This window comes from Sphingomonas sp. FUKUSWIS1, assembly GCF_000733135.1.
Classification (GTDB): domain Bacteria; phylum Pseudomonadota; class Alphaproteobacteria; order Sphingomonadales; family Sphingomonadaceae; genus Sphingomonas; species Sphingomonas aerolata.
This window is the reverse complement of record NZ_JPJC01000145.1, coordinates 1-23,997: the sequence shown is the minus strand read 5'-3', so window position 1 is coordinate 23,997 and position 23,997 is coordinate 1. Positions and strand designations below refer to the sequence as shown.

Sequence of the window (23,997 nt, the reverse complement as noted above, 5' to 3'; positions counted from 1 at the left end):
GGGTCGCGGACCGGACGCTGGTCGACCGCGAGATGGCGGTGACAGCGCGGCTCGGCGCCCGCTACCTCTTTGTCGACGACCCCGATTACCCCCGCCTGCTGGCCGAGACCGAGACCGCGCCGCCGGTGCTGATCCTGCGCGGCGACATCGCGCATGCAACCCGGCCGTGCATCGCGATGGTCGGCGCGCGCAACGCCTCTGCCGCCGCGTGCCGCTTCGCGCGCGAACTCGCGCATGCGCTCGCCGAGGCGGGCACGACGGTCGTGTCGGGCGTCGCCCGCGGGATCGACACCGCCGCACATGTCGGTGCGCTCGGGAAGAACGGCACGGGAACCGGATCCGGCGGCACGATCGGCGTCATCGCGAGTGGTATCGACATCGCCTACCCGCCCGACAACGCTGCGCTGCAGGACGCGATCGCCACGCACGGGCTGTTGCTCGCCGAACAGCCGCCCGGGACCGAACCCAAGGCGCGCAACTTCCCGTCGCGCAACCGCATCATCGCAGGGCTCTCGATCGGGACGGTGGTGGTCGAGGCGGTGCCCAAATCGGGCTCGCTCATCACCGCGCGGCTCGCCGCCGAGCAGGGACGCGAAGTGATGGCGGTGCCCGGCAGCCCGCTCGATCCGCGTGCGCAGGGGTGCAACCTGCTGATCCGCGAGGGGGCGACGCTCGTCCAGTCGGCCGCGGACATTCTCGAACAGATCCGTCCGTTCGACAGCCGCTCGGTCCGTTCCCCCGTCGACGCCTATACCGGGCAGGACACCGGCGGTGGGTATCCGGACGATGCGAGCGAGGCCGACCGGCGCGCGGTTGCCGACCTGCTCGGCCCCGTCCCCGTCGGGATCGACGAACTCGTCCGCCAGTCGCACCGGGCGCCGGCGATCGTCCAGCTGATCCTGCTCGAGCTCGAACTGGCCGGCCGGCTGGAACGGCATGCGGGCGGGCGGGTCAGCCTGATCTGGGCCGGGCCCGCCGGCTAGGCGCAACGCCGGTGGTCGCCAGCGCCAGCGCGATCGCCGCACGCTGTTTCCGGGCGAGCGCGTCCGCATCGTCGCAGGCCCGCTCGATCGTCGCGATCAATCCGTCGAGCTCGCGCTGATCGTCCTCGATCAGGAGCGGCGTGGTCGTGCGCAGCGCGGCCCGGCGCAGCGTCGCGATCCGTCGCGCCAGCACCGTGCATTTGCGTTGCGCGAGGACGAGTGCCGCGGGGGTCATGCGACACCCGCCGGATCCACCCGGACAGTGATCGACGTCCCGGCGCGACAGGACGCGCTTTCCCGGTCGGGGGCGGTGCAGCGTGGCAGAGGGCCCTGATATGTCATGCAATCCGCCGAAATGAGCGCCGATCGATGCGATCTTACACCAACAATTAACCTGATTTGGATCAACTATCCAGCATATGCTCTATCGACATCACTTCGATCCGTCCCGGGCGGGGACGCCATCCGGTCTGCACGATGCGCGCCCGCGATCGCGCACCGCGATGCTGCCACCGCGCCCGCCCTGCCTCTGACAAACGGGCGCGGGCGCCCTATCTGGCGCATTCATGCCGACCAAGCGCCTGCTTGACGGCACCACCCGAACGCCGTCACCCTCGTACGCGTACACGTAAGGATCCCGGTTTCCCCATGCAGCTTGTCATCGTCGAATCGCCTGCCAAGGCCAAAACCATCGAGAAGTATCTCGGCAGCGACTATCGCGTGCTGGCCAGCTACGGCCATGTCCGCGACCTGCCGCCCAAGGACGGCTCGGTGGATCCCGACGACCAGTTCGCGATGACGTGGGAGAATTACGCCGACAAGTCGAAGCAGCTGAAAGCGATCACCGACCTCGCCAAGACGGCCGACCGCCTGATCCTCGCGACCGATCCGGATCGCGAGGGCGAGGCGATTTCGTGGCACGTCCGCGAAGTGCTGCGTGCGCGGAAAGCACTGCCGAAGGAGGTCGAGCGCGTCACCTTCAACGCGATCACCAAGGCCACCGTCACCGAGGCGATGAAGAACCCGCGCGAGCTCGACGACGACCTGATCGACGCCTACCGCGCCCGCCGCGCGCTCGATTACCTCGTCGGCTTCACGCTTTCGCCGGTGCTGTGGCGCAAGCTGCCCGGCGCCAAGTCCGCCGGCCGCGTCCAGTCGGTCTCGCTCCGCCTGATCGTCCAGCGCGAGCGCGAGATCGACGTGTTCAAGCCGCAGGAATACTGGTCCGTCACCGCCGAGATGGAGCATGACGGCACCGCGTTCCAGGCGCGCCTGACGCAGTTCGAGGGCAACAAGCTCGACCGGCTGTCGATCGGGAACGAGGGCGACGCGCTGCGGGCCAAGCAGGCGGTGCTCGACGGCAATTTCTCGGTCCAGACGGTCGAGACCAAGCCCGCCACGCGCAACCCGCCGCCGCCGTTCACGACCTCGACGCTCCAGCAGGAAGCGTCGCGCAAGCTCGGCTTCTCCGCCGATCACACGATGCGGATCGCGCAAGGCCTCTACGAGGACGGCGCGATCACCTATATGCGTACCGACGGCGTGCAGATGGACGGCAGCGCGATTTCAGCCGCGCGCCTCGCGGTCGCGAACCGCTTCGACGCGAGCTACGTCCCCGACAAGCCGCGCCAGTACCAGTCGAAGGCGAAGAACGCGCAGGAAGCGCATGAGGCGATCCGCCCCACGGACTTTTCCAAGGACAAGGCCGGCGGCGGCGATCATGCGCGCCTCTACGACCTGATCTTCAAGCGCGCGCTCGCCAGCCAGATGGCGTCGGCGCGGATGGAACGCACGACGGTCGAGATGGCCGACGGCACGGGTCGCAACATCCTGCGCGCAACCGGTCAGGTCGTGCTCTTCCCCGGCTATCTCGCCTTGTACGAGGAAGGCGCCGACGACACGCAGGACGAGGACGCACGCCGCCTGCCGCGGATGAAGGAGGGCGATGCGCCCGCCAAGAAGAAGGTCGACGCCGAGCAGCACTTCACGCAGCCGCCGCCGCGCTTCTCGGAGGCCAGCCTCGTCAAGCGGATGGAGGAGCTGGGCATCGGTCGCCCGTCCACCTATGCCTCGATCATCAAGACGCTGAAGGACCGCGCGTACGTCCGGATCGAGAAGAACCGCTTCTTCGCCGAGGAGAGCGGGCGGCTGGTGACGGCGTTCCTCGAACGCTTCTTCGAGAAATATGTCGGCTACGACTATACCGCCGAACTCGAGGAGGAGCTCGACGACGTGTCGGGCGGCCGCGCGCAGTGGCAGTCGGTGCTCGACGCGTTTTGGCGCGATTTCAAGCCGCGCACGTCCGAGGTGATGGAGCAGCAGCCCAGCGCGATCACCGCCGAGCTCGACACCTTCCTCGCGCCGTACCTGTTCCCCGCCAAGGCGGATGGAGGCGATCCGCGGCTCTGCCCGAATTGCGGCGAGGGGCAGCTCGCGCTGCGTGGCGGCAAGTTCGGCGCGTTCATCGCCTGCTCCAACTATCCCGAGTGCAAATACACCCGCCGCTTCGCGCAGCCCGGCGGTGACGCCGAGACGGATGCGGGTCCGTCGACGCTCGGCACGCATCCCGACACCGGCCAGCCGATCGAGCGCAAGTCGGGACGCTTCGGCCCGTATCTGCAGATCGGCGAGGGCGAGGATCGCAAGATGGCGTCGATCCCGAAGGACATCGGCGAGCTCAACCTCGAATGGGCGGTCAAGCTGCTCTCGCTCCCGCGGACGGTCGGCAATCATCCCGAGACCGGCGAGCCGATCATCGCGACGATCGGCAAGTTCGGGCCGTATCTGAAGCATCAGGGCAAATATGCGCGTCTCACCACGACCGCGGACGTGTTCGAGACGGGCATGAACGCGGCGGTCGTGAAGCTGGCCGAAGCGGCGGCCGGCGGCGGTCGCACCGCGCGCGGGGCGCAGGCGCCGCTCAAGGTGCTCGGCAACCATCCGCGCACCGAGGCGGAGATCAAGCTGATGGAGGGGCGTTACGGTCCCTATGTCACCGACGGCACGACCAATGCGACCCTGCCCAAGTCGATCGAGAAGGACCAGCTGACGCTGGAGGAAGCCGCGTCGCTGATCGACGCGCGGGCCGCGGCGGCGCCTGCGACGAAGAAGAAGAAGGCGCCCGCCAAGAAGCCCGCGGCGAAGAAGGCACCGGCCAAGGCCGCGGCGGCCAAGGACGGGGAGGCGACGGCGGCGCCGGTTAAGAAGGCTCCGGCCAAGAAGGCGCCTGCGAAAAAGGCAGCGCCGAAGAAGAAGGCCGCAGCGGAATGACGCCCTGATCCTCCCCCGTCAGGGGGGAGGATACAGACAGAAGGCTTACGCCGCGCGGCGTTGCGTCAACTGCATCCAGTCGCGCGCGGCGCGCTGCGCCACCGCAATGTCGCGCGGGCTCATGTCCTCGGCGATCTGCGCGCGGCATTCCTGCGCCGCGTGATTGCCCGACACCGCCGCCAGGTTGAACCATTTATGCGCCTCGATCAGGTCGAGCACGACGCCCGCGGTGCCGGTCGAATACACCATCCCGAGTTCGTAGCAGGCGCGCTCGTCGCCGCGCGCGGCATCGGCGAGGCGCCGTTCGATCAGGAAATTCTTGGTCTTGAGCCTGCCAGCCATTGTCGGTCCCCGCTGTTCCTGCCGACAGACTGGACCGACTCGGCCTGCTCAATGGTTAACGGGGCATTCCGTAGGATTGCCTAGTCGACCGCGATGTTGTCGATCAGCCGGGTCGTGCCCATCCGCGCGGCCGCGAGCAGCCGCCGGGGGCGGGCCGCGCCGGGCTGTTCCGCACCCGTCTGCTCGACGAGAGTCTCGGCATCCGCGAGCGCGACATAGTCGATCGCGAAGCCCGCGCCGACCAGCGCGGTCCGGGCGTCGTCGAGCACGGCGGCGACATCCTCGCCGCGGGCGATCGCACGCGCGGCGACGCCGAGCGCACGCGGCAGCGCGACCGCCTGCCGGCGCTGGTCGTCGTCGAGATAGATGTTGCGCGACGACATGGCGAGGCCGTCATCGTCGCGCTGCGTCGGGACGCCGACGATCTCGATCGCGAAGTCGAGATCTGTGACCATCCGGCGGATGACGGCGAGCTGCTGGAAGTCCTTTTCACCGAAATAGGCGGCATCCGCGCCGACCTGGTTGAACAGCTTGGCGACGACGGTCGCGACGCCGTCGAAATGGCCGGGGCGCGCGGCCCCGTCAAAGCCCTCGCTCACCCCGGCGACGCTGACGTTGGTGGCAAAGCCTTCGGGATACATGACCTCGACGCCCGGCGCCCAGAGCAGGTCGCAGCCGACCTCGTTCAGCAGCCTGATGTCGGCCATCTCGCGCCGCGGATAGCGCGCGAGATCCTCGTTCGGGCCGAACTGTTTGGGGTTCACGAAGATCGACGCGACGACCTTCGTGCCTGGGCGTTTCGCCGCCTCGATCAGCGCGACATGGCCGGCGTGGAGCGCCCCCATCGTCGGGACGAGCGCAACGCGCTGGCCGGCCGCGCGGAACGCGGCGACGCTTTCGCGCAGCATATTCAGGTCCCTGACGGTGTCCACGTGAAACTCCCACTCGATAAGTACGGTCGCGGCTTCTATGAAGGGCGTCACTCACGATCAATAAGGAAACGCGCGTTGGCCACGGGCCCGGATTCCCCTCACGCTTCGACGCACGTCATCGTGTTCGCCAACGAGAAGGGCGGCACGGGCAAATCGACGACCGCGGTCCATGTCGCGATCGCGCTGGCCGCCAGGGGCGCGCGCGTCGCCTGTCTCGACCTCGACCACCGCCAGCGCACCGTCGGCCGCTATCTCGACAACCGCGCCGAGACGATCAAGCGCACCGGCTCCGCGCTGCCGATGCCGCGTCACGCGACGCTGTCGGCGCAGACCGAGGACCAGTTCGAGGATCTGTGGCATTCGCTGTGCGCGGACTCGGATTTCCTCGTCGTCGACACGCCCGGCCGCGACGATCCGTTTGCGCGCACCGCCGCCGCGCTCTCGAACACGCTGGTCACGCCGATGAACGACAGCTTCGTCGATTTCGATCTGATCGGGCAGGTCGATCCCGAAACCTTCCAGGTGACGCGGCCGAGTTTCTATTCCGAGCTGATCTGGGATGCGCGCAAGCAGCGCGCCCGCGCGGACGGGACGACGATCGACTGGGTCGTGCTGCGCAACCGCCTCCAGCATATCGAGGCGCGCAACATGCGCCGCGTCTCGGATGCGCTGGTCCAGCTGTCGAAGCGGGTCGGATTCCGGATCATTCCGGGGCTCGGCGAGCGCGTCATCTACCGTGAGATGTTCCCCGCCGGGCTGACGATGATCGATGCGAAGGAATTCGGCGGCATGGGGCTGGCACACGTCGCCGCGCGCCAGGAACTGCGCGAGATGATGGCGGCGCTGCAGCTGCCCGAGCTGGTCGCCGAAACCGCGCCGCGCGCCGCTGCGCCGGCGTCGCCCGGCCCCGTGTCGGATGTCGCTGCATGACGGACCGCACCACGGTCCGCCGCAGGGCCGCGGCGTGACGTGGATCGCCACCGCACTGCTGATCTGGCTGGCCTGGCGGTATCTGCGCCCCAAGCCGAAACAGCGGGTGGTGACCGACGAGGCGGAGGCGCGCGCGATCCTGGGGATCGACGCGCGTGCGGATGCCGACGCGGTCCGCAGCGCGCACCGGCGGCTGATCGCCTCGGTCCATCCCGACCGCGGCGGCTCGACCGACCTGACGCGGCGGGTGAATGCCGCGCGCGACCTGCTGCTCAAACGCACGCGATAAGCCGACACAGAGACGTATGACGCACCAGTTCGACCCCAGCGCGCTGCGCGAATATGACGTTCGCGGGATCGTCGGCAAAAGCCTCGGTCCTGCAGATGCCACCGCGATCGGCCGGGGGTTCGCGACGCGCGTCCGCAGCGTCGGCGGCACCCGCGTGGCGGTCGGCTATGACGGTCGCCTGTCCTCCCCCGCGCTCGAGGCGGCGCTGGTCGCCGGGCTGGTCGCGGGCGGGGTCGACGTCGTCCGGATCGGTCTCGGCCCGTCGCCGATGCTCTATTATGCCGAGGCGACGCTAGAAGTGGATGGCGGCATCCACGTAACCGGCAGCCATAATCCCGCCGAGTATAACGGCTTCAAGATGGTATTGCGTCACGCCCCATTTTTCGGTGACGACATCCAGGATCTTGCCGCGCTTGCCGCGTCGGGCGCGTGGAGCGAAGGCGCCGGCGTGGTTACCACCGTCGACCTGCGCGACGCCTATGTCGGCCGGCTGATGGCGGGCTATGCCGGCGGCGCGTACCGAATCGGCTGGGATACCGGCAACGGCGCCGCGGGCCCGGTGATCGAGGCGCTGGTCAAGCTCCTCCCGGGTGAGCATCATGTGATCTTCGCCGAAGTCGACGGCAATTTTCCCAATCATCATCCAGATCCTACCGAAGAATCGAACCTTGCCGATCTGAAGCGGCTCGTCACGGAAAACAACCTCGACTTCGGACTGGCCTTTGACGGCGATGGCGACCGGATCGGCGCGGTCGACGCGCTCGGGCGGGTGATCTGGGGGGATCAGATCCTGTCCATCTTGGTCGAGCCCGCGCTGCGCGAGCATCCCGGTGCATCGATCGTCGCGGACGTGAAGTCGTCCCAGGCGCTGTTCGACCGGATCACCGCGCTTGGCGGCAAGGCGGTGATGGCGCCGACCGGGCACAGTTTGATGAAGACGGCGATGACGCGCACCGGCGCCCCGCTCGGCGGCGAGCTGAGCGGGCACCTGTTCTTCGCCGGTGACTATTACGGGTTCGACGACGCCGCCTATGCCGCGGTCCGCCTCATTCGCGCGGTGCATCTGTCGGGACAGTCGCTGACCGCGCTGCACGATGCGATGCCGGCGCTGGTCGCGACGCCCGATCTGCGCTTCCCGGTCGACGATGCGGAGAAATTCGCGGTGGTGGACGCGGTCGTCGCACGGCTGGCGCGCGAGGGCGCGGTGGTCGACCTGACCGACGGCGCGCGCGTCACCACGCCCGATGGCTGGTGGCTGCTGCGCGCGTCGAACACGCAGGCGATGCTGACGGTGCGCGCCGAGGCACGCACCGACGACGCGCTGGCCAGCCTGCTCGCCGCGGTCGATGCGCACCTCGCGGCCTGCGGGGTGACGCGAGCCTGATCCGCGTGCCGCCCCGCGCGCGGCGATTGACTCGGGGCCGGGCTACCCTACCCTCCGCCATCATCCCAAGGAGTGCCGCGTGGAGCGACCCATCGACGAATTCCGGTCCAGCACGCGCCGCTGGCTGCTCGGCAGCTTTGCCGGCTGGGGAACGCTGCTGACCTGCCTGGTCGGCGTGGGTTTCGTGCTGATCGGGCTGCGCTGGCTCCGGAACCGGAGCACGACCTTCGAGATCACCGACCAGCGGCTGATCGTGAAGCGCGGCATCCTGTTCAAGACGATCGACGAGATCGAGCTCTACCGGATCAAGGACGTCCGGCTCGGCTATTCGCTGCTCAACCAGATGACCGACATCGGCACGATCGTGCTGACGTCGACCGATCGCACGACCGGCGGCGGCGAATTCGTCCTGCGCGACGTGCCGATGGCGCGCGACCGGCGCGAAGGGCTGCGCACGCTCGTCGACCGTGCGCGCCAGCGGCGCGGCGTGCGCGAGGTCGATATCGACCGGGATGGTGCATACGCGCTGGATTAGCCGCGCTTTTGTCCCCACATGGCAGTCATGGCGCCATCTTATGCAAAGCCCAAACCCCAGCCGCAGATGATCCGGGTCATCGACCTCGAGACCACCGGATCGGCTCCCCCCGCGCATGGCGTGTGCGAGATCGGCTGGCAGGACGTCGCGCTGGGTGAGGACGGGCGCTGGGAAATCTACGGCGAGGGCGGCAGTCTGCTGGTCAATCCGGGCCGGCTGATTCCGCCGGTAACGCAGGCGATCCACCATATTCTCGACGAGCATGTCGCCGATGCGCCCTGGTGGCATGATTGCGCGCGTCAGGTGCTCGATCCCTGGCCGCGACGGCTCGCGCTGGCGGCGCACCGTGCCGATTTCGAACAGAAATTCTGCACCCCCGCGCTGACCCGCGATGCCGAATGGATCTGTACCTGGAAATGCGCGCTTCGGCTGTGGCCCGATTCGCCGAGCTTCTCGAACCAGGTGCTGCGCTATTGGCGCAAGCCCGCGGGGATGGAGCATGAGCGCGGCCTGCCCGCGCATCGCGCCTTCCCCGACGCCTATGTCACCGCCTTCCATCTGCGCGACATGCTCAACGAGGCGAGCCTGGCGCAGCTGATCGAATGGTCGCGTGATCCCGGCCTGATCCCGCGCGTGCGCTATGGCCCCGACCGCGGCAAGGAATGGTCCGAACTGGATCATGAGACCCTGATGGCGTTCCTGACCGATCGCGATCCCGATATCCGCTTCACCGCCAATCACGAGATGGATCGGCGAAGTGGTGGCGGCCGTGTCGGCAAGGCGAGCGCGCAGGAACTGTTGCTCTAGAGCGACTTCGCGGCGGATACATATAATACGTACCAAAACATTGCGCGCGTTTATATTATTCGTGAATTGAACTATGATCGTGTCTCCTTCGGTGAAGTGGAGACCCCTTCATGCGCAAGTTCATCATCATTGCTGCAGCATTTGCAATCGCTACGATGCCGGCCACCGCGAATGCAGCCACCAACGCAGCGGTGCCATTGTCTGTCGCCAAGTCGGTGCGTGTATCGACGCAGACCGTCAGGAAGACCAAGCTTGCCGGTCCGAGCCTGATCGTCCCCCTGCTCGCAACGGTTGTCATCGTGGGCGGCGCCATTCTGCTCGCCTCGAGCGACGACGAGGATTCGGACAGCAACTGAGCAAACGAACGGCGTAGCGATGTCATCCGCTCGAACGGCAGCGGTCTCGCCTTGTCGGGCGGGTTAGAGGCCCTGCCAAAGTCGAACCATGACGACGATATCACCGGGTCATGATGATCCGTGATCTTGATGGCCATCCCGACCGATCGCGATTGCGATCTCCGGGTCTCGGCCAATCCCGCGATCGATGCGGCACAGTGGCGACCGCCGCGTTGGCAAGGCCAGCACCCGAAAACTGTTGCCCTAGGGTCACGGTCGGCGACCGATAATTGCCCCCGATCGGTTTAGACGTTGCTTCATTTTTAATACAAACGCCTATACTGTGCGCTCTTCTCATAAAGTTACGGAGTTGTTCTCATGCGTAAGATCCTTCTCACGGCTGCTGCCGTTGCCGTCTCGGCCATGCCCGTCGCGGCAAATGCTGCTGCAAATTCCGCAGCGTCGCTGTCGGTCGCCAAGTCGGTGCGCGCTGCATCGCCGACTGCCAAGAAGAACAAGGTTGCCGGTGCCGGTCTGGTCATCGTCGCCGTCGCTGCCGTCGCCGTGGGCGGCGCGCTGTATCTCGCGATCGACGACGACAACAACTCCGACAGCAACTAAGACATAACGGGGTCGGCGCTGGCGCCGGCCCCACCCTGGCGGGCCGGTGTCGATGCCCATCCGGCGCGGCCAGACGCCCCGATCCTCGCAATCGCCGTCGCGCAGCCGCCGGTATCCACCCTCTCCGGCCGCCGTCCGTCAGTATCGCTGGCGTAACGATAGGCGGTATCCTAGACGGGTCGCATATGGCGCGTATCAGCTTGAAACTTCCCCAGTCGGAAGGGCGCATCGCCCGCTGGCTGGTCGCGTTCATGACGCTCGGCTTCGTCGCGCTGGCCGCTGCCGCGGTCGCGATCGGCTGGATCACGGTGCGTAACGCGCGCTACACCGCCGATATTCTTCATACGCAGGACGTCCGCCAGGCGATCGCCACGTTGCAGGTCGAGATGGAGCAGTCGGAAACCGCGCGGCGCGGCTATCTTCTCACCGGCCTGCCCCTGTTCTCGACGGCCTATGAGACGACGGCCCAACGGCTCGCGCCGGCGCTGACGGCGCTGCGCTCCTCGACCCACGACAATCCACGCCAGACCGCGCGGCTCGACCTGATCGAACCGCGGGTGGGCCAGTTGCGCAGCCTGCGGACCCAGTCGATCGCGCTGGTCGACGCGGGCCGGATCGGCGAGGCGCAACGCCGGTTCGCGGTCGATGCGAGCGTCCCGCTGATGCGCAGCATCCGCTACCGGCTGCGGGCGATGGCTGCCGAGGAAGTTCGCCTGCTCGAGATCCGCAGTGACCGCCAGCAGCGGTCGAACATGCTGTTCCTGTCGGTGGCGGGCCTCGCAGCGCTGCTCCTCCTCGTCGTGGCGATCCTCGCGATCCTGGTGATCCGGCGCTACACCGCCGATCTCGGTGCGTCGCGCGACCGGTTGCACCTGCTCAACGAGACGCTCGAGGATCAGGTAGTCGAACGGACCGCGGATCTCAGCCGGGCGAATGACGAGATCCAGCGTTTCGCCTATATCGTCAGCCACGACCTGCGCTCGCCGCTCGTCAACGTGATGGGCTTTACCGCGGAGCTGGCCGAGGCCGCCGCGCCGCTGGCCGCACTGATCGACCGTGCGGAGGCGATCGCCCCGGAGATCGTCACGCCCGAGGCGCGGATCGCCGCGCGGGAGGATCTGCCCGAGGCGATCGGCTTCATCCGCGCCTCGACGCAGAAGATGGACCGGCTGATCAACGCGATCCTGAAGCTGTCGCGCGAGGGGCGGCGGTCGATCACCCCCGAACCGGTCGACCCGGCCGCCGTCGGGGACGCGATCGTCGCGTCGATCCAGCATCTGATCGACGATCGCGGCGCGACCGTCACGATCGACCGCCCGCTGCCCGCACTCGTCACCGACCGGCTCGCGCTCGAACAGATCCTGTCGAACCTGATCGAGAATGCGACCAAATATCTCCAGCCCGGACGGCCGGGCGTGATCCGGCTTGCCGGCACGCGCGAGCGCAACCGCGTGATCCTGTCGGTCATCGACAATGGCCGCGGGATCGCGCCGGGCGATCACCAGCGCGTCTTCGACCTGTTCCGGCGTGCCGGGCCGCAGGACCAGCCCGGCGAGGGCATCGGCCTCGCGCATGTCCGCGCGCTGGCCTATCGGCTGGGCGGGACGATCGACGTGGTCTCGACGCTCGGCGAAGGCGCGACCTTCCTGCTCAATCTCCCCTTCGACCTCAGGTTACAGGATCCCGTGGCATGAACGATCACAAATCCGTCGGCATCGTGATGATCGAGGACGACGAGGGCCATGCGCGCCTTATCGAGAAGAACATCCGCCGTGCGGGCATCCTCAACGATATCCGCCATTTCACCGATGGCACGACCGCGCTCGACTTCCTGTTCGATGCGGCCGACGGTCCGGCGAAGAGCGGCCCCGCGCTGATCCTGCTCGACCTCAACCTGCCCGACATGAGCGGCACCGACATCCTCGCGCGGATCAAGGCGGAGGGCAGCCCGTTGCGACGCGCGCCCGTCGTTGTGCTGACGACCACCGACGACAAGGTCGAGATCCAGCGCTGCTATGATCTCGGCTGCAACGTCTATATCACCAAGCCGGTGAATTATGAGAGCTTTGCCCAGGCGATCCGCCAGCTCGGCCTGTTCCTGTCGGTGATCCAGGTCCCCTCGGCCGAGAGTTGAATGACCGGCAAACGCGTTCTCTATATCGATGACGATGCGGGTATCCGGCGGCTGGTTGGGCGCGCGATGGAGCGTCGCGGGTACCATATGACGCTGGCCGAGTCGGGCGCGGACGGCATCGCGATGGTGCGCGCCGAACCGTATGACCTGATCGCGGTCGACCATTACATGCCCGGGATGGACGGGCTCGAGACGCTCAACGTGCTGCGCGCGCTGCCCGATGCGCCCCCCGTCGTCTATGTCACCGGGTCAGACGAGGGACGGATCGCGGTCGCCGCGCTGAAGGCGGGCGCGGCCGACTATGTCGTGAAGACCGTCGGCGAGGAGTTTTTCGAGCTGCTCGATGCGGCGTTCGAACAGGTCGGCGCGCGGTCGGTGCTGCAACAGGCCAAGGCCGTCGCCGAGGCCGATCTGCGCGCGACCAACGCACGGCTCGAGGCGCTGCTCGGCGAGGTGAACCACCGCGTGGCCAATTCGCTGCAGCTGGTCTCGGCGATGGTCAGCCTGCAGGCGGGGGCGCTGACCGACCCGGCCGCGCGCGAGGCGCTCGAGGATACGCAGCGGCGGATCCAGGCGATCGCGCAGGTCCATCGCCGCCTGTATACGAGCAACGATGTCGAGAGCGTCGACATGCGCGAATATCTCGGCGCGCTGGTCGACGAACTGGCGGAGACCTGGTCGAGCGAGGCGCTGCCACGCGCATTGCGGCTGGTCGCCGAACCGATCCGGCTGGCGACCGACCGCGCGGTGTCGCTGGGCGTGATCGTCACCGAACTCGTCACCAATGCCTGCAAATACGCCTATCCCGCGGGATCGGGCGAGGTCCGCGTGACGCTGTCGCAGACCGATGACGGCCAGTTCCTACTGGCGGTCGAGGATGATGGCTGCGGCATGCCCGCCGACGCCACGCCGCGGGGTACGGGGCTCGGCACCAAGCTGATCCGCGCGATGGCGCAGAGCTTGCATTCGATCGTCGAATATGACCGCGCGCATCGCGGCGTTCGCGCGACGCTCCGCGCCGAGGTGCGCTGACCTCCGTCAGTTACGAGCAGGATTGTCGATGCTGGTCAGAGCGCGCGGCTCTGGACAGCGCCGACACGCACTCCTATTTAGTTATCGCGATAAACAGATAGGAGATTCAGCATGTCGGTCGATGTGAAATACAGCACCACGGCAACCGCCACCGGCGGTCGTGACGGTCAGGCACGGTCGGAGGACGGCCGGTTCGCGGTGGCCCTGTCGACGCCCAAGGAGCTTGGTGGCGCAGGTGGTGACGGGAGCAACCCGGAACAGCTGTTCGCGGCGGGCTATTCGGCCTGCTTCATCGGCGCGCTGAAGGTCGCCGGACAGCAGCTGAAGATGAAGCTGCCCGACGATGTGTCGGTGACGGCCAAGGTCGGCATCGGTCCGCGCGATGCGGGCGGGTTCGGCATCACCACCGATCTGACCGTCGCGCTGCCGGGTCTCGACCGCGAGCAGGCGCAGAAGCTGGTCGATACCGCGCACCAGATCTGCCCCTATTCGAACGCCACGCGCGGCAATGTCGATGTCGGGCTGACGCTCGCCTGACCCACGGGGTGGCCGGCCGCGCGAGCGGCCGGCCGTTCCGTCACGCGCCTGCGGCGTCGACCTGGTCGAGATAGTCCGCATACCCCTCGGCTTCCATCGCGTCGCGCGGGACGAAGCGGAGTGCGGCCGAGTTGATGCAGTAGCGCAGCCCGCCGCGGTCGCGCGGCCCATCCTCGAAGACATGCCCCAGATGGCTGTCCGCGCCCGCCGAGCGGACCTCGGTGCGGACCATGCCGTGGCTGCGGTCATGCAGCTCGGCGACATGCGCGGGGGTGATCGGCTTGGTGAAGCTCGGCCAGCCGCAGTGCGAGTCGAATTTGTCGGCCGACGCGAACAGCGGTTCGCCCGACACGATGTCGACATAGAGCCCGGGTTCGCGGGTGTTGAGATAGGATCCCGTCCCTGGCCGCTCGGTGCCGCTTTCCTGCGTGACGTAATATTGCTCGGGCGTCAGCTTGGCGAGCGCGGCGTCGGTCTTCTTATACTCTGTCATGCTGTCCTCTCACGCGGCGATCCGCGTCGGTTGGCCGGCCGGGATGCGCGAAAGCTGCGTCCGGTCAGCAGGGTGCCGACGGGATATAGGGGGCGTTGGCGCTATAGGAATGGCCACGCGACAGTGATAGCCAGCCCGATGAGCCGGTGCCCGGGCCGCGATCTTCACAATCCCGGGGCATGTGACGCCCCTGCGCACTGCACGCCTTGCCAGCATTCAGTCTTTCACCTAGTATTAACCATCGAAACTCATTCCGTTTACCATGATTCGTCATGATGTACGGCAATGATCGACGACCATCCTAAGTCAAGACCATGCATGTCCACGTAGATCTACGTGGGAGATATTGTACATTTGTTCAGGTCTTCGCAATGCCATTGGCGTAGAACTGCATCGATGAGGCGGCATGTTTTCAAGAAGCCTCTTGATGACAGATACGGCTCGACATGAGTGGCGCAAGGTATGTCCTGCTGCGCCCAGTCCTGGGAATTACCAATGGCTATCAACAACATGCGCGTCCAATTCGCGCTGGCGTCCGCGCTCGGCCTGACCGCTTTCGTCGGCCTTCCGGCATCGGCGCAGACCACCGGCACGACGATCGCCGCCAACGCCGAAGTCACCGAGAGCTGCGTGGTCACCTCGACCGCGCTGCAGTTCGGCGGCGCCGATGTGACCGATGGCGCCGCGCATGCGGGCACCGGTGGTCTGAACGTCATGTGCACGATGGACACAGGATGGACCGCAACGGCAGATATCGGCACCGGCACCGGCGCAACGATGGCCTTGCGCGGGATGACCTCGACCGCCGGGGGCGGCCAGCCGCTGAACTACGTCCTGTACAATGACAACACCACGACCAGCCCATGGGGTGATGGCACGGGCGGCACCTTGCCGATCACCGGCACCGGCACCGGCGCCATTGTGCCGATCGTGCTGGCCGGCAGCATCCCGGCTGGCCAGACGGGCATACCAGCAGGAACCTATGCGGATGTCGTCCAGGTCACGGTTAACTACTAAGCTCTTCAAGCAATGCGCTTTATGAGCCTCTTGCAGACCGGTCGCCTCACGGCGGCCGGTCTTTGCATGGCCGCCGCCATCGCCCTGCCCGGCGATGCGGTCGCGAGCAACTTCCGCGTCAGCCCGGTCACGCTCACCCTGCCCGCCAACCGCCCGATCGGATCGCTGACCATCACCAATGGCGAGGATGTACCGGTATCGATCCGGGTGTCCGCCTTTCGCTGGACCCAGGTCGACGGCAAGGACGTCTATACGCCGACCGACGACCTGATCGCGTCGCCACCCATCTTCACCGCTGCGACGCGGGCACCGCAACTCGTCCGCATCGGCGTGCGGCACCGCATGCCCAATGCCGCCTATCGCGTGATGCTGCAGGAGATCCCCGGGCCGGCGACGGCGAACGGCGTGCGCATCGCGGTCAAGCTGAACCTGCCGCTCTATATCGTCGCCGATCCGGCCGCCAAGGCCGCCGTCGCCTGGACCGCCTGGCGGCGCCCGGCCGGGAATATCGTCCTCGAAGCGCGCAACACCGGCGGCGCGATCGCGCAGGTCACCGGCATCGCACATCGGGCGGGGACGGGGATGGGGACGGGCGGCACATCGACCGTGCTGAGCAACGCGATGGGCGTCGTCCTGCCGCAGAGCATGCGCCAATGGGAGATCGGCAAGCATCCCGAACTCCCGAACGGGACGCCGCTGACGCTCGCGATCCGCACCGCCGATGGCGAGCACGAAGTCACGGCGAATCTGGCCGCGCGCTAGTCTGGCAATCGTGCTTCTGGCCGCGGGTTCGCCCGGCATCGCAGCCGACCCCGCGCCCATCCCGGCGGCGGGGCAGGCTGCGGCGCCGGCGGACCTGCGTCTGGCGTTGCTCGCGATCCGGATCAACGGCATCGATCAGCCCGATCCGGTCTGGGTGCTGTACGATGCGGACGCGCTGTACGTCACCGGAGACGCGGCACGCGCGTGGCGGCTGGTGCTGAAAGAGGACGATACGCGGCTGTTCGAGGGCGAGACCTATCTTCGGCTCGACACGGCGGAAGGGCTTGTCGCCGGCCTCGACGATGCGACGCAGACATTGTCGATCACCGCGCCGGCGGCATTGTTCATGCCGTCGAGCGCGCTGCTGTCGGGCCGGACCGACGGGCCGATGACGCGCAGCGGGATCGGCGGCTTCCTCAATTACGACCTGTCCGCACAGACCGCGTCCGGCGCGTCCTCGCTCGACGGCCTGTTCGAGCTGGGCGCGTTCAGCGGCGCGGGGACGATGGGGACGGGCTTCATCGCCGGCACGGGGAACAGTGGCGACGGGCGACGCAGCCTCGTCAGGCTGGATACCAACTGGACGATCGACGACCCGGCGCGGCTGCGATCGCTGCGGATCGGTGACGGCGTGACTCGCGGCAGCACCGGGACCGGTGCGCTGCGGTTCGCGGGCCTTCAGCTCGCGACCAATTTCGCGACGCAGCCGGGCTATCTGACGATGGCGCTGCCGACGCTGAACGGCAGCGCCGCCGTCCCCTCGGTCGTCGACCTTTATGTCAACAACATCCTCCAGAACCGCCAGAGCGTCGCGTCCGGACCGTTCGCGCTGACCGACGTCCCGGTGGTCAATGGCAGCGGCGATATCCAGCTGGTGGTGCGCGATGCGCTGGGTCGCGAGACGCGGGTGACGCAATCCTATTATGCCGCGCCGCAGATCCTGCGCCGGGGCCTGCATGATTTCTCGTACGAGATCGGCGTGTTGCGGCGCAATTTCACGCGGGCGAGCTTCGACTATGGCACGCCGATCCTGTCGGCGACGCATCGCTATGGTGTGACCGAGCGGCTGACGGTCGAGGCGCATGGCGAAACCACCCGCAGGATGCAGGCGACCAGCATGCAGGTCAGCGCCTTGTGGCCCGCGGTCGGGATCTTCTCGCTCTCGGCCGCGGGCAGCCATTCGGACCGGGGCGGCGGCGGCCTGTTCGGAATCGGGTTCGAACGCCAGACGCGCGGCCTGTCGCTGGGCGGCAATGGCGAGATCACCACCGCGGACTATGCGACGGTCGGCGATTCGACCGCCTATCGGCGCGCGCGCAGCACGGTGACCGGCTTTATCGGCACGCCCACGCCCTATGGGTCGGTCACAGCTTCTCTCCTGTGGCGCCGCAGCCGTGACCAGCGGGGCGATATCCTGTCGGGCAATGCCAATGCGTCGATGCGGCTCCGCCGGATCGGCGCGCTCAGCCTCAATGCGAGCCGGAGCTTTGCCGGCGCGCGTGACACGACGGTGCAGTTCCGCCTCACCGTCCCGTTCGGCCAGCGGACCAGCGCCACCGCCGGCGTGCAGCTGCGCGACGGCGAGCTCGGCGCGACGACGACGCTGCAACGCAACCTCCCTTATGGAGACGGCGTCGGATACCGGCTGCAGGCGGAAACCGGGGCGATCGAGCGGCTTGATGCAGAGGTCAATGCCCAGAGCGGCATCGGCCGTATCGATGCGCAGGTGACCCGGCTGAACGGTGCGTCGGGCGGGCGGCTGCAGCTGGTCGGATCGGTCGCGACGGTCGATGGCGCGGTGTTCGCCGCGCGTCGGATCGAGCAGAGCTTCGGGACCGTGCGCGTCGGCCCCTACGCCAATGTCCGCGTCTATTCGGACAACCAGCTGGTCGGCCGCACGAACGCGGCGGGCGTGCTGGTCATCCCGCGGCTGCTGCCGTTTCAGGACAATCATATCCGGATCGAGGCCGAGGACCTGCCGCTCGACGCGATCATCGACGAGACCAAGCGTACGGTGCGGCCCTATGATCGCAGCGGCGTCGCGGTACGGTTCGGCGCACGCGCGGCAAGCGATGCGCGGCTCCGGGTGGTCGGTGCGGACGGCAACCCGCTTCCCGCCGGCACCGTGCTTCACCTGAACGGCGCGGGCGAAGCCTTTCTGCTGGCGCCCGGCGGCGACGCCTATCTGACCGGGCTGGCCACGCGCAATCGCGTGTCCGCCACCTTTGCCGGCGGCGGGTGCGCTTTCGCCTTCGACTTCGTCCCCGCCGGACAGACCCAACCCGATCTCGGAACCTTCACATGCACCTCATGATCGGTCGCAGCGCGATCGCCGCCGCGTTTGTCTTCGCGCTACTCGCGACCGCGGCACCGGCAGCGGCAGCCAGTTGCAGCGTCAGTCCGCAGCAACTGAGTCTGGGCCGCTATGATCCGTTCGCATCGGCGCCACAGGATGCCGTCACCAGCATCGCGATCAGCTGCGACGTCGAAACCAGCGTCGTCATCGCGATCGGCCCGGGCAATGGCGACTATGGCGCGCGCACCATGACCGGCGGCGCCCAGGCGCTGCTCTACAATCTCTATATGGATCCTGCGCACTCCCGAGTCTGGGGTGACGGCACCAATGGCAGCAGCACCGTCAGCAGCACCGCGGTCGCGACCAGCACCGCGATTCCCGTCTATGCGCGCGCACCGGCCCGCCAGACGCAGCTGAAGCCGGGATCCTACAGCGACATCCTCTGGGTCAGCATCACCTATTGAACGCGCGCGACAGCCCCCTCGAACTCTTGGACTTTACCGTGTAACGCCGAATTTCATCGTCCCGGCCGCGGCACCATCCTCGGGCCCCTGGCACCGCCACCGACCGGAGCAGCCATGATCCTATACGTCATCGACGACGACAGCGGCACGCGGCGGCATCTGCAGGCCTGTCTGAAGCCGTCGGGCATCACGGTCTGGCCCTTTGCCCATGCCGACCTGTTCCTCGAGCAATTGCCCACGCTCAAGCCTGCGCCGATCCTGATCGAGCTGCGGACGCCGCCGGCGCACGGCCTGGGGCTGCTCTCCGCGCTGGCACAACGCGACATCCGCTGGCCGGCGATCGCGATCACGGCGCGGACCGATGCGACGGTCACCGTCGAGGCGATGAAACTGGGCGCGACCGAGGTGCTCGACATGCCGCTCGAGCCCGAAACGCTGGCGGCCGCGCTGGACCGCGCGTTCGAACGGGTCGCGACGCTGGTGAACTGGACGCTGCAGCGCGGCGCGGCGCGCGCGCGTCTCGACCTGCTGACCGAGCGCGAGCGCAATGTCGTGCGCGCGATGATCGTCGGCCAGACCAACAAGGCGATCGCGCAGGCGATGGCGATCAGCCCGCGCACGGTCGAGGGGCACCGCGCACAGGCGCTGCGCAAGCTGAACGTCAGCAGCGTGGCGGAGATGGTCTATGTCGCGGTCGATGGCGGGCTTGCGCCCCGCGAACGCTGGCTCGACACGCCCGAACTCGCGCGCAGCCTGCGTGAGGGGTCGCCGCTGACGAACCACGTGCCACAGCTGCCCGACCCGGGCCGGTCCCGCTTCGACAATTTCGCCGCGACCTCTCCCGATGGCATTCTATGTGCGGATCATGACGGCCGGATCATCGTCTGGAACGCGGCATGCGAGACGCTGTTCGGTTTCAGCACCGACCAGGCGCTGGGTCAGACGATCGCCATCATCGATCCGCGAGAACGAGGTAACGCCCTGAGCCTTCAGCAACTCGCGGCCCGCGGCGCTGCGCATCTGGTCGGGACGACCGTCACCCTCGAGGCGACGCACCGCGGCGGGTCGAAACTGGCCGTCACCCTGTCGCTGTCGATGTGGCGCGAGGACGGCCAGACGCATTTCGGCGCGATCATCCGCAAAACCGACGCGCCACGCCTTGCCAAACCGGACTGACGCACCCGGATCGGACGATCCCTGCGCGTCGGTCCGCGGAAGCGAAACGCGCCCTAGACGTCGAGATTGGCGACGTTGAGCGCGTTGTCCTGGATGAACTCGCGCCGCGGTTCGACGACTTCGCCCATCAGCTGCGTGAAGATCTCGTTCGCGCTCTCGGCATTGACCGCGGTGACGCGCAGCATCGAGCGGACCGACGGATCGAGCGTGGTTTCCCACAGCTGTTCCGCGTTCATCTCGCCCAGCCCCTTGTAGCGCTGGATCGCGAGGCCCTTGCGGCCCGCGGCGAGGATCGCGTCGAGCAGATGGCTCGGGCGCGACACCTGCGTCGAGCCGCGCGTCGCGACCGCGGTGGCGGACCCGATCACGCCGGCACCGGTCTCTGCGGCGTCTTCCGCCTCGGGCTCGTCGGCGTGCGCTGCCTTGCTCGCGGGGACGAGGTTCGAGGTGCGCGCATAGCTGTCCGACTGCTCGGCCGACAAAGCGTGCAGCTTGCGCGCCTCGGCCGAGACGAGGAAGCTCGCCTCGATGATGTGGTGATCGGTCACCCCGCGCCACGCGCGCTGGAAATGGATGCCGCCATCCTGCGTCAGCTCGGCGGTCCAGCGCGCATCGCCGTCGTCGAGTTCGAGCCGCCGCGTGACGATCTCGAGCCGCGACGTGCGGTCCGCGACCGACGCCTCGGGATCGAACACGCCGCCCAGCGCCAGCGCCTCGATCATGCCCGCGTCATAGCGCTTGGGGACGTAGCGCATCAGCGTGCGCATCCGCCGCGCGTGATCGACCAGATCCTTTAGGTCGCGACCCGAGCGGGCGCCGCCGGGCCCTTCGAGGACCATCGACCCGACGCCCGCATCGACCAGATATTCGTCGAGCGCGGCATCGTCCTTCAGGTACATCTCGGACCGGCCCTTGGTCGCCTTGTAGAGCGGCGGCTGCGCGATGTAGAGATAGCCGCCCTCGATGATCTTGGGCATGTGACGGTAGAACAGCGTCAGCAACAGCGTGCGGATGTGCGCGCCATCGACGTCTGCGTCGGTCATGATCACGATCTTGTGGTAGCGCAGCTTGTCCGCGTTGAAGTCGTCGCGGATGCCGGTGCCCATCGCGGTGATGAGCGTGCCGATCTCGCGGCTCGACAACATGCGATCCTCGCGCGCGCGCTCGGTGTTCAGGATCTTGCCGCGCAACGGGAGGATCGCCTGGAAATGGCGATCGCGGCCCTGCTTGGCCGAACCGCCGGCCGAGTCACCCTCGACCAGGAACAGCTCGGACTTGGCGGGATCGCGCTCCTGGCAGTCGGCGAGCTTGCCGGGCAGCGAGGCGATGTCCATCACGCCCTTGCGGCGCGTCAGTTCGCGCGCGCGTTTGGCGGCTTCGCGCGCGGCGGCGGCGTCGATGATCTTGGCGACGATCGCCTTGCCGTGCGCGGGGTTCTCCTCGAGCCATTCGGCCATCTTGTCGGCCATCAGGCTTTCCAAGGGCTGGCGGACTTCGGACGAGACGAGCTTGTCCTTGGTCTGGCTGCTGAACTTCGGATCGGGCAGCTTGACCGAGACGATCGCGGTCAGACCCTCGCGCATGTCCTCGCCGGTGAGCTGGACCTTTTCCTTCTTCAACAGGCCCGACTTCTCGGCATAGTTGTTGAGCGTGCGCGTCAGCGCGGCGCGGAACGCGGCCATGTGCGTGCCGCCGTCGCGCTGCGGGATGTTGTTCGTGAAGGCGAGGACGTTCTCGTAATAGGAATCGTTCCACTGGAGCGCGACGTCCATCGTGACGTCGTCGCGCGTGCCCGAAATCGCGACCGGCTCGGGCATCAGCGGCAGCTTGGCGCGATCGAGATACTTCACGAACGCGGCGATCCCGCCTTCGTAATAGAGCTCGACGGTCTTCAGTTCCTCATGCCGTGCGTCGGTCAGGAACAGGCGCACGCCCGAATTAAGGAAGGCGAGTTCGCGGTAGCGATGTTCGAGCTTGTCGAAGTCGAAATCGGTGATCTTGAAGGTGGCGGGCGACGGGAAGAAGGTGACGCGCGTGCCCTTCTGGCCCTCGGCCGCGTCGCCGACGATCTTCAGCGGGAGCACCGCGTCGCCGAACGCGAAGCGCATGTAATGCTCCTTGCCGTCGCGCCAGATCGTCAGGTCAAGCCATTCGCTGAGCGCGTTGACGACCGAGACGCCGACGCCGTGCAGGCCACCCGAGACCTTATAGGCGTTCTCGTCACTGGTGTTCTCGAACTTACCGCCGGCGTGGAGCTGGGTCATGATGACCTCGGCTGCGGACACGCCTTCCTCGGTATGGATGCCGGTCGGGATGCCGCGGCCATTGTCGGTGACGCTGACCGAACCGTCGGCGTTCAGGACGATGTCGATCCGGTCGCAATGCCCGGCAAGCGCCTCGTCGATCGCGTTGTCGCTGACCTCGAACACCATGTGGTGGAGGCCCGACCCGTCGTCGGTGTCGCCGATATACATGCCGGGGCGCTTGCGGACCGCGTCGAGGCCCTTGAGGACCTTGATCGAGTCTGCGCCATAGTCGCCCTGGTTGGGCAGGTTGGGATTGTTGGATTCAGGGTTGGATGCCATGCCCAGCATATAGGCATCGCACGCCCGAAACGGAAGCGAAATGGCCTGTAGTGCCGGGGGTCGGGTCGTGAGGCGTAGGACAGCGTTCGGCTCTAGCCTCGCTCCAAACACGTCGCCTCCCCGGCGGAGGCCGGGGCCCAGTTGGAAAGGTGGTCGTAACGCAGCGACCCCTTCCGTCAGAGACGTCCCCCACCTGGGCCCCGGCCTTCGCCGGGGAGGAGCCTGGCCCTTCCCTCTCGCCCCGGGGGAGAGGGAGCTTGCGCTCAGAAGTGGTCGACGCGCCGGCCGAGCAGGGTGACTTCGACCCGGCGGTTGAGGCGCATGCCGGCGGCGGTCCCGTTCGTCGCGACCGGCTGGCGTTCGCCGTGGCCGACGACGCTGAAGCGTGCGCGGACGACGTCCATGTCGTCGAATGCCTGGCGGACGCTCGCCGCGCGGCGCTCGGACAGGTCCTGGTTATGCGCATCGGACCCGCGCGAATCGGTGAATCCGTCGATCGCGACGCGGACGCCCGGATTGCCGCGCAGATAGCGCGCGAGCGGGCGCAGCTTCTCGATCGCCCCGGGGCGCAGCACCGCGCTGTCGGTGCGGAACAGCACGTCCTCCTGCAGGGTCAGCGTCGCGCCGCGTGGCGTCTGGCGGAAACCGTAGTTGCGCATCGCGCCGCGGTCCCACGTCGTGCTAGTCTCGACCACAGTGGTGCCGCCGCCGCGGTCGCCGCGATAGCCTCCCGGGTCGCGGCCATAGGCGGCCCAGTCGAACCGGTCGCGACGCGGCCCGGCGATGCGGGCGAATTCGCGGTTGGCGTCGTCGGCTTCCTGCCGGTTGATCCGGCCATCGCCGTTCGCGTCGAAATTGGGCATCACGAACGCACGGCCCCGCGCGGTATTGCGGAGTTCGGGAAACAGGATCGGCACGCCCGCGCCCGCCAGCCGGTAACCGGGGCGCGACCAGGGCGGGTTGCTCATGTCATAGCGCGCCTGCGCGAATGCCGGTGCGGTGGTTGCCGCGATCATGACCAGCCCGAATGCGGCGCGTGCGATAGTCGTCTTCATCATGTCTCTCCGTCGCCC

Annotated in this window: 24 protein-coding genes; 18 read left to right on the top strand and 6 right to left on the bottom strand. The window is 67.5% G+C overall.

Translation table 11 applies throughout. From position 1 onward, the window contains the following. Positions 1-983, top strand: a 983-nt coding sequence (gene dprA, locus sphsw_RS09940; protein WP_031440484.1) for a DNA-processing protein DprA, incomplete at its 5' end; no start/stop codon positions are given. Here the strand turns inward: dprA and sphsw_RS09935 are convergent. After that, entirely contained in the window at positions 952-1,218 is a 267-nt protein-coding gene (locus sphsw_RS09935; RefSeq protein WP_031440483.1) for a hypothetical protein, read from the bottom strand. The genes dprA and sphsw_RS09935 overlap by 32 nt on opposite strands. Before the next feature lie 413 nt (positions 1,219-1,631). Between sphsw_RS09935 and topA the strand changes: the two genes are divergently transcribed. Beyond that, positions 1,632-4,253 carry a type I DNA topoisomerase gene (gene topA, locus sphsw_RS09930; protein ID WP_031440482.1) on the top strand — a complete coding sequence of 874 codons (2,622 nt, stop codon included), beginning with the start codon at positions 1,632-1,634 and terminating at the stop codon, positions 4,251-4,253. A gap of 45 nt (positions 4,254-4,298) precedes the next feature. Here topA and sphsw_RS09925 read toward each other — a convergent pair whose 3' ends face one another. Together sphsw_RS09925 and panC are read right to left on the bottom strand one after the other, a co-directional pair. After that, positions 4,299-4,595, bottom strand: coding sequence for a sel1 repeat family protein (locus sphsw_RS09925; protein WP_031440481.1), 297 nt, complete (start codon positions 4,593-4,595; stop codon positions 4,299-4,301). Positions 4,596-4,675: 80 nt separating this feature from the next. Next, positions 4,676-5,527: a pantoate--beta-alanine ligase gene (gene panC, locus sphsw_RS09920; protein WP_031440480.1), complete on the bottom strand. Its 852-nt coding sequence runs from the start codon at positions 5,525-5,527 to the stop codon at positions 4,676-4,678. Positions 5,528-5,602: 75 nt separating this feature from the next. On the opposite strand from panC, the gene sphsw_RS09915 reads away from it, so the two are divergent. The 11 genes from sphsw_RS09915 to sphsw_RS09865 all read left to right on the top strand — a co-directional run bounded on the left by sphsw_RS09915 (position 5,603) and on the right by sphsw_RS09865 (position 14,131). Continuing rightward, positions 5,603-6,457 (top strand): division plane positioning ATPase MipZ, encoded by an 855-nt coding sequence (locus tag sphsw_RS09915; protein WP_042467017.1) that lies wholly within the window; start codon positions 5,603-5,605, stop codon positions 6,455-6,457. 34 nt (positions 6,458-6,491) lie between these two features. After that, positions 6,492-6,746, top strand: coding sequence for a molecular chaperone DnaJ (locus tag sphsw_RS09910; RefSeq protein ID WP_031440478.1), 255 nt, complete (start codon positions 6,492-6,494; stop codon positions 6,744-6,746). 16 nt (positions 6,747-6,762) lie between these two features. Beyond that, positions 6,763-8,130 (top strand): phosphoglucomutase/phosphomannomutase PgmG, encoded by a 1,368-nt coding sequence (gene pgmG, locus sphsw_RS09905; RefSeq protein WP_031440477.1) that lies wholly within the window; start codon positions 6,763-6,765, stop codon positions 8,128-8,130. Between the two features lie 79 nt (positions 8,131-8,209). Continuing rightward, a complete protein-coding gene (locus sphsw_RS09900) occupies positions 8,210-8,665 on the top strand; it encodes a PH domain-containing protein (RefSeq protein WP_031440476.1) in 456 nt (151 codons plus the stop codon). Between the two features lie 66 nt (positions 8,666-8,731). After that, the gene (locus tag sphsw_RS09895) at positions 8,732-9,472 is read left to right on the top strand and encodes an exonuclease domain-containing protein (RefSeq protein WP_031394823.1); all 741 of its coding nucleotides are present in this window, start codon (positions 8,732-8,734) and stop codon (positions 9,470-9,472) included. Positions 9,473-9,582: 110 nt separating this feature from the next. Beyond that, positions 9,583-9,828 (top strand): hypothetical protein, encoded by a 246-nt coding sequence (locus tag sphsw_RS09890; RefSeq protein WP_031440475.1) that lies wholly within the window; start codon positions 9,583-9,585, stop codon positions 9,826-9,828. Positions 9,829-10,185: 357 nt separating this feature from the next. Beyond that, complete coding sequence (locus sphsw_RS09885) at positions 10,186-10,428, top strand: hypothetical protein (protein WP_031394821.1); 243 nt, start codon at positions 10,186-10,188, stop codon at positions 10,426-10,428. Positions 10,429-10,613: 185 nt separating this feature from the next. After that, positions 10,614-12,122, top strand: a complete 1,509-nt coding sequence (locus tag sphsw_RS09880) for a sensor histidine kinase (protein WP_031440474.1) — start codon at positions 10,614-10,616, stop codon at positions 12,120-12,122. Then, positions 12,119-12,562, top strand: coding sequence for a response regulator (locus sphsw_RS09875; protein WP_031394819.1), 444 nt, complete (start codon positions 12,119-12,121; stop codon positions 12,560-12,562). Before sphsw_RS09880 ends, sphsw_RS09875 begins: the two co-directional genes overlap by 4 nt. Continuing rightward, the gene (locus sphsw_RS09870) at positions 12,563-13,594 is read left to right on the top strand and encodes a sensor histidine kinase (protein ID WP_031440473.1); all 1,032 of its coding nucleotides are present in this window, start codon (positions 12,563-12,565) and stop codon (positions 13,592-13,594) included. 111 nt (positions 13,595-13,705) lie between these two features. Then, positions 13,706-14,131 carry an organic hydroperoxide resistance protein gene (locus tag sphsw_RS09865; RefSeq protein WP_031440472.1) on the top strand — a complete coding sequence of 142 codons (426 nt, stop codon included), beginning with the start codon at positions 13,706-13,708 and terminating at the stop codon, positions 14,129-14,131. Between the two features lie 40 nt (positions 14,132-14,171). Here sphsw_RS09865 and msrB read toward each other — a convergent pair whose 3' ends face one another. Continuing rightward, positions 14,172-14,624, bottom strand: coding sequence for a peptide-methionine (R)-S-oxide reductase MsrB (msrB, locus tag sphsw_RS09860; RefSeq protein WP_031440471.1), 453 nt, complete (start codon positions 14,622-14,624; stop codon positions 14,172-14,174). A 495-nt stretch (positions 14,625-15,119) separates the two neighbouring features. Between msrB and sphsw_RS09855 the strand changes: the two genes are divergently transcribed. From sphsw_RS09855 to sphsw_RS09835, 5 genes are all read left to right on the top strand, one after another. Beyond that, positions 15,120-15,641, top strand: a complete 522-nt coding sequence (locus sphsw_RS09855) for a Csu type fimbrial protein (protein ID WP_052380908.1) — start codon at positions 15,120-15,122, stop codon at positions 15,639-15,641. Between the two features lie 66 nt (positions 15,642-15,707). After that, entirely contained in the window at positions 15,708-16,403 is a 696-nt protein-coding gene (locus sphsw_RS18345; protein WP_052380907.1) for a fimbrial biogenesis chaperone, read from the top strand. Positions 16,404-16,413: 10 nt separating this feature from the next. Continuing rightward, positions 16,414-18,717: a fimbria/pilus outer membrane usher protein gene (locus tag sphsw_RS09845; RefSeq protein ID WP_160172630.1), complete on the top strand. Its 2,304-nt coding sequence runs from the start codon at positions 16,414-16,416 to the stop codon at positions 18,715-18,717. Beyond that, complete coding sequence (locus tag sphsw_RS18340; RefSeq protein ID WP_081874255.1) at positions 18,705-19,163, top strand: Csu type fimbrial protein; 459 nt, start codon at positions 18,705-18,707, stop codon at positions 19,161-19,163. The genes sphsw_RS09845 and sphsw_RS18340 overlap by 13 nt, the downstream gene beginning before the upstream one ends. 114 nt (positions 19,164-19,277) lie before the next feature. Next, positions 19,278-20,339, top strand: coding sequence for a LuxR C-terminal-related transcriptional regulator (locus sphsw_RS09835; RefSeq protein WP_031440466.1), 1,062 nt, complete (start codon positions 19,278-19,280; stop codon positions 20,337-20,339). Between the two features lie 53 nt (positions 20,340-20,392). Here the strand turns inward: sphsw_RS09835 and gyrB are convergent, their stop codons facing one another. Continuing rightward, entirely contained in the window at positions 20,393-22,924 is a 2,532-nt protein-coding gene (gene gyrB / locus sphsw_RS09830; protein WP_031440465.1) for a DNA topoisomerase (ATP-hydrolyzing) subunit B, read from the bottom strand. Between the two features lie 263 nt (positions 22,925-23,187). Next, on the bottom strand, positions 23,188-23,982 hold the full coding sequence (locus tag sphsw_RS09825; protein WP_031440464.1) for an OmpA family protein: 795 nt from the start codon (positions 23,980-23,982) through the stop codon (positions 23,188-23,190). Between the last annotated feature and the right edge of the window lie 15 nt (positions 23,983-23,997).

Bases quoted from the DNA above. Each gene is read 5' to 3' on its own strand.
- sphsw_RS09935 (WP_031440483.1), bottom strand. From the start codon at position 1,218: ATGACCCCCGCGGCACTCGTCCTCGCGCAACGCAAATGCACGGTGCTG.
- topA (WP_031440482.1), top strand. From the start codon at position 1,632: ATGCAGCTTGTCATCGTCGAATCGCCTGCCAAGGCCAAAACCATCGAG.
- sphsw_RS09925 (WP_031440481.1), bottom strand. From the start codon at position 4,595: ATGGCTGGCAGGCTCAAGACCAAGAATTTCCTGATCGAACGGCGCCTC.
- pgmG (WP_031440477.1), top strand. From the start codon at position 6,763: ATGACGCACCAGTTCGACCCCAGCGCGCTGCGCGAATATGACGTTCGC.
- sphsw_RS09895 (WP_031394823.1), top strand. From the start codon at position 8,732: ATGATCCGGGTCATCGACCTCGAGACCACCGGATCGGCTCCCCCCGCG.
- sphsw_RS09890 (WP_031440475.1), top strand. From the start codon at position 9,583: ATGCGCAAGTTCATCATCATTGCTGCAGCATTTGCAATCGCTACGATG.
- sphsw_RS09885 (WP_031394821.1), top strand. From the start codon at position 10,186: ATGCGTAAGATCCTTCTCACGGCTGCTGCCGTTGCCGTCTCGGCCATG.
- sphsw_RS09880 (WP_031440474.1), top strand. From the start codon at position 10,614: ATGGCGCGTATCAGCTTGAAACTTCCCCAGTCGGAAGGGCGCATCGCC.
- sphsw_RS09875 (WP_031394819.1), top strand. From the start codon at position 12,119: ATGAACGATCACAAATCCGTCGGCATCGTGATGATCGAGGACGACGAG.
- sphsw_RS09870 (WP_031440473.1), top strand. From the start codon at position 12,563: ATGACCGGCAAACGCGTTCTCTATATCGATGACGATGCGGGTATCCGG.
- sphsw_RS09865 (WP_031440472.1), top strand. From the start codon at position 13,706: ATGTCGGTCGATGTGAAATACAGCACCACGGCAACCGCCACCGGCGGT.
- msrB (WP_031440471.1), bottom strand. From the start codon at position 14,624: ATGACAGAGTATAAGAAGACCGACGCCGCGCTCGCCAAGCTGACGCCC.
- sphsw_RS09855 (WP_052380908.1), top strand. From the start codon at position 15,120: ATGGCTATCAACAACATGCGCGTCCAATTCGCGCTGGCGTCCGCGCTC.
- sphsw_RS18345 (WP_052380907.1), top strand. From the start codon at position 15,708: ATGGCCGCCGCCATCGCCCTGCCCGGCGATGCGGTCGCGAGCAACTTC.
- sphsw_RS18340 (WP_081874255.1), top strand. From the start codon at position 18,705: ATGCACCTCATGATCGGTCGCAGCGCGATCGCCGCCGCGTTTGTCTTC.
- sphsw_RS09835 (WP_031440466.1), top strand. From the start codon at position 19,278: ATGATCCTATACGTCATCGACGACGACAGCGGCACGCGGCGGCATCTG.
- gyrB (WP_031440465.1), bottom strand. From the start codon at position 22,924: ATGGCATCCAACCCTGAATCCAACAATCCCAACCTGCCCAACCAGGGC.
- sphsw_RS09825 (WP_031440464.1), bottom strand. From the start codon at position 23,982: ATGATGAAGACGACTATCGCACGCGCCGCATTCGGGCTGGTCATGATC.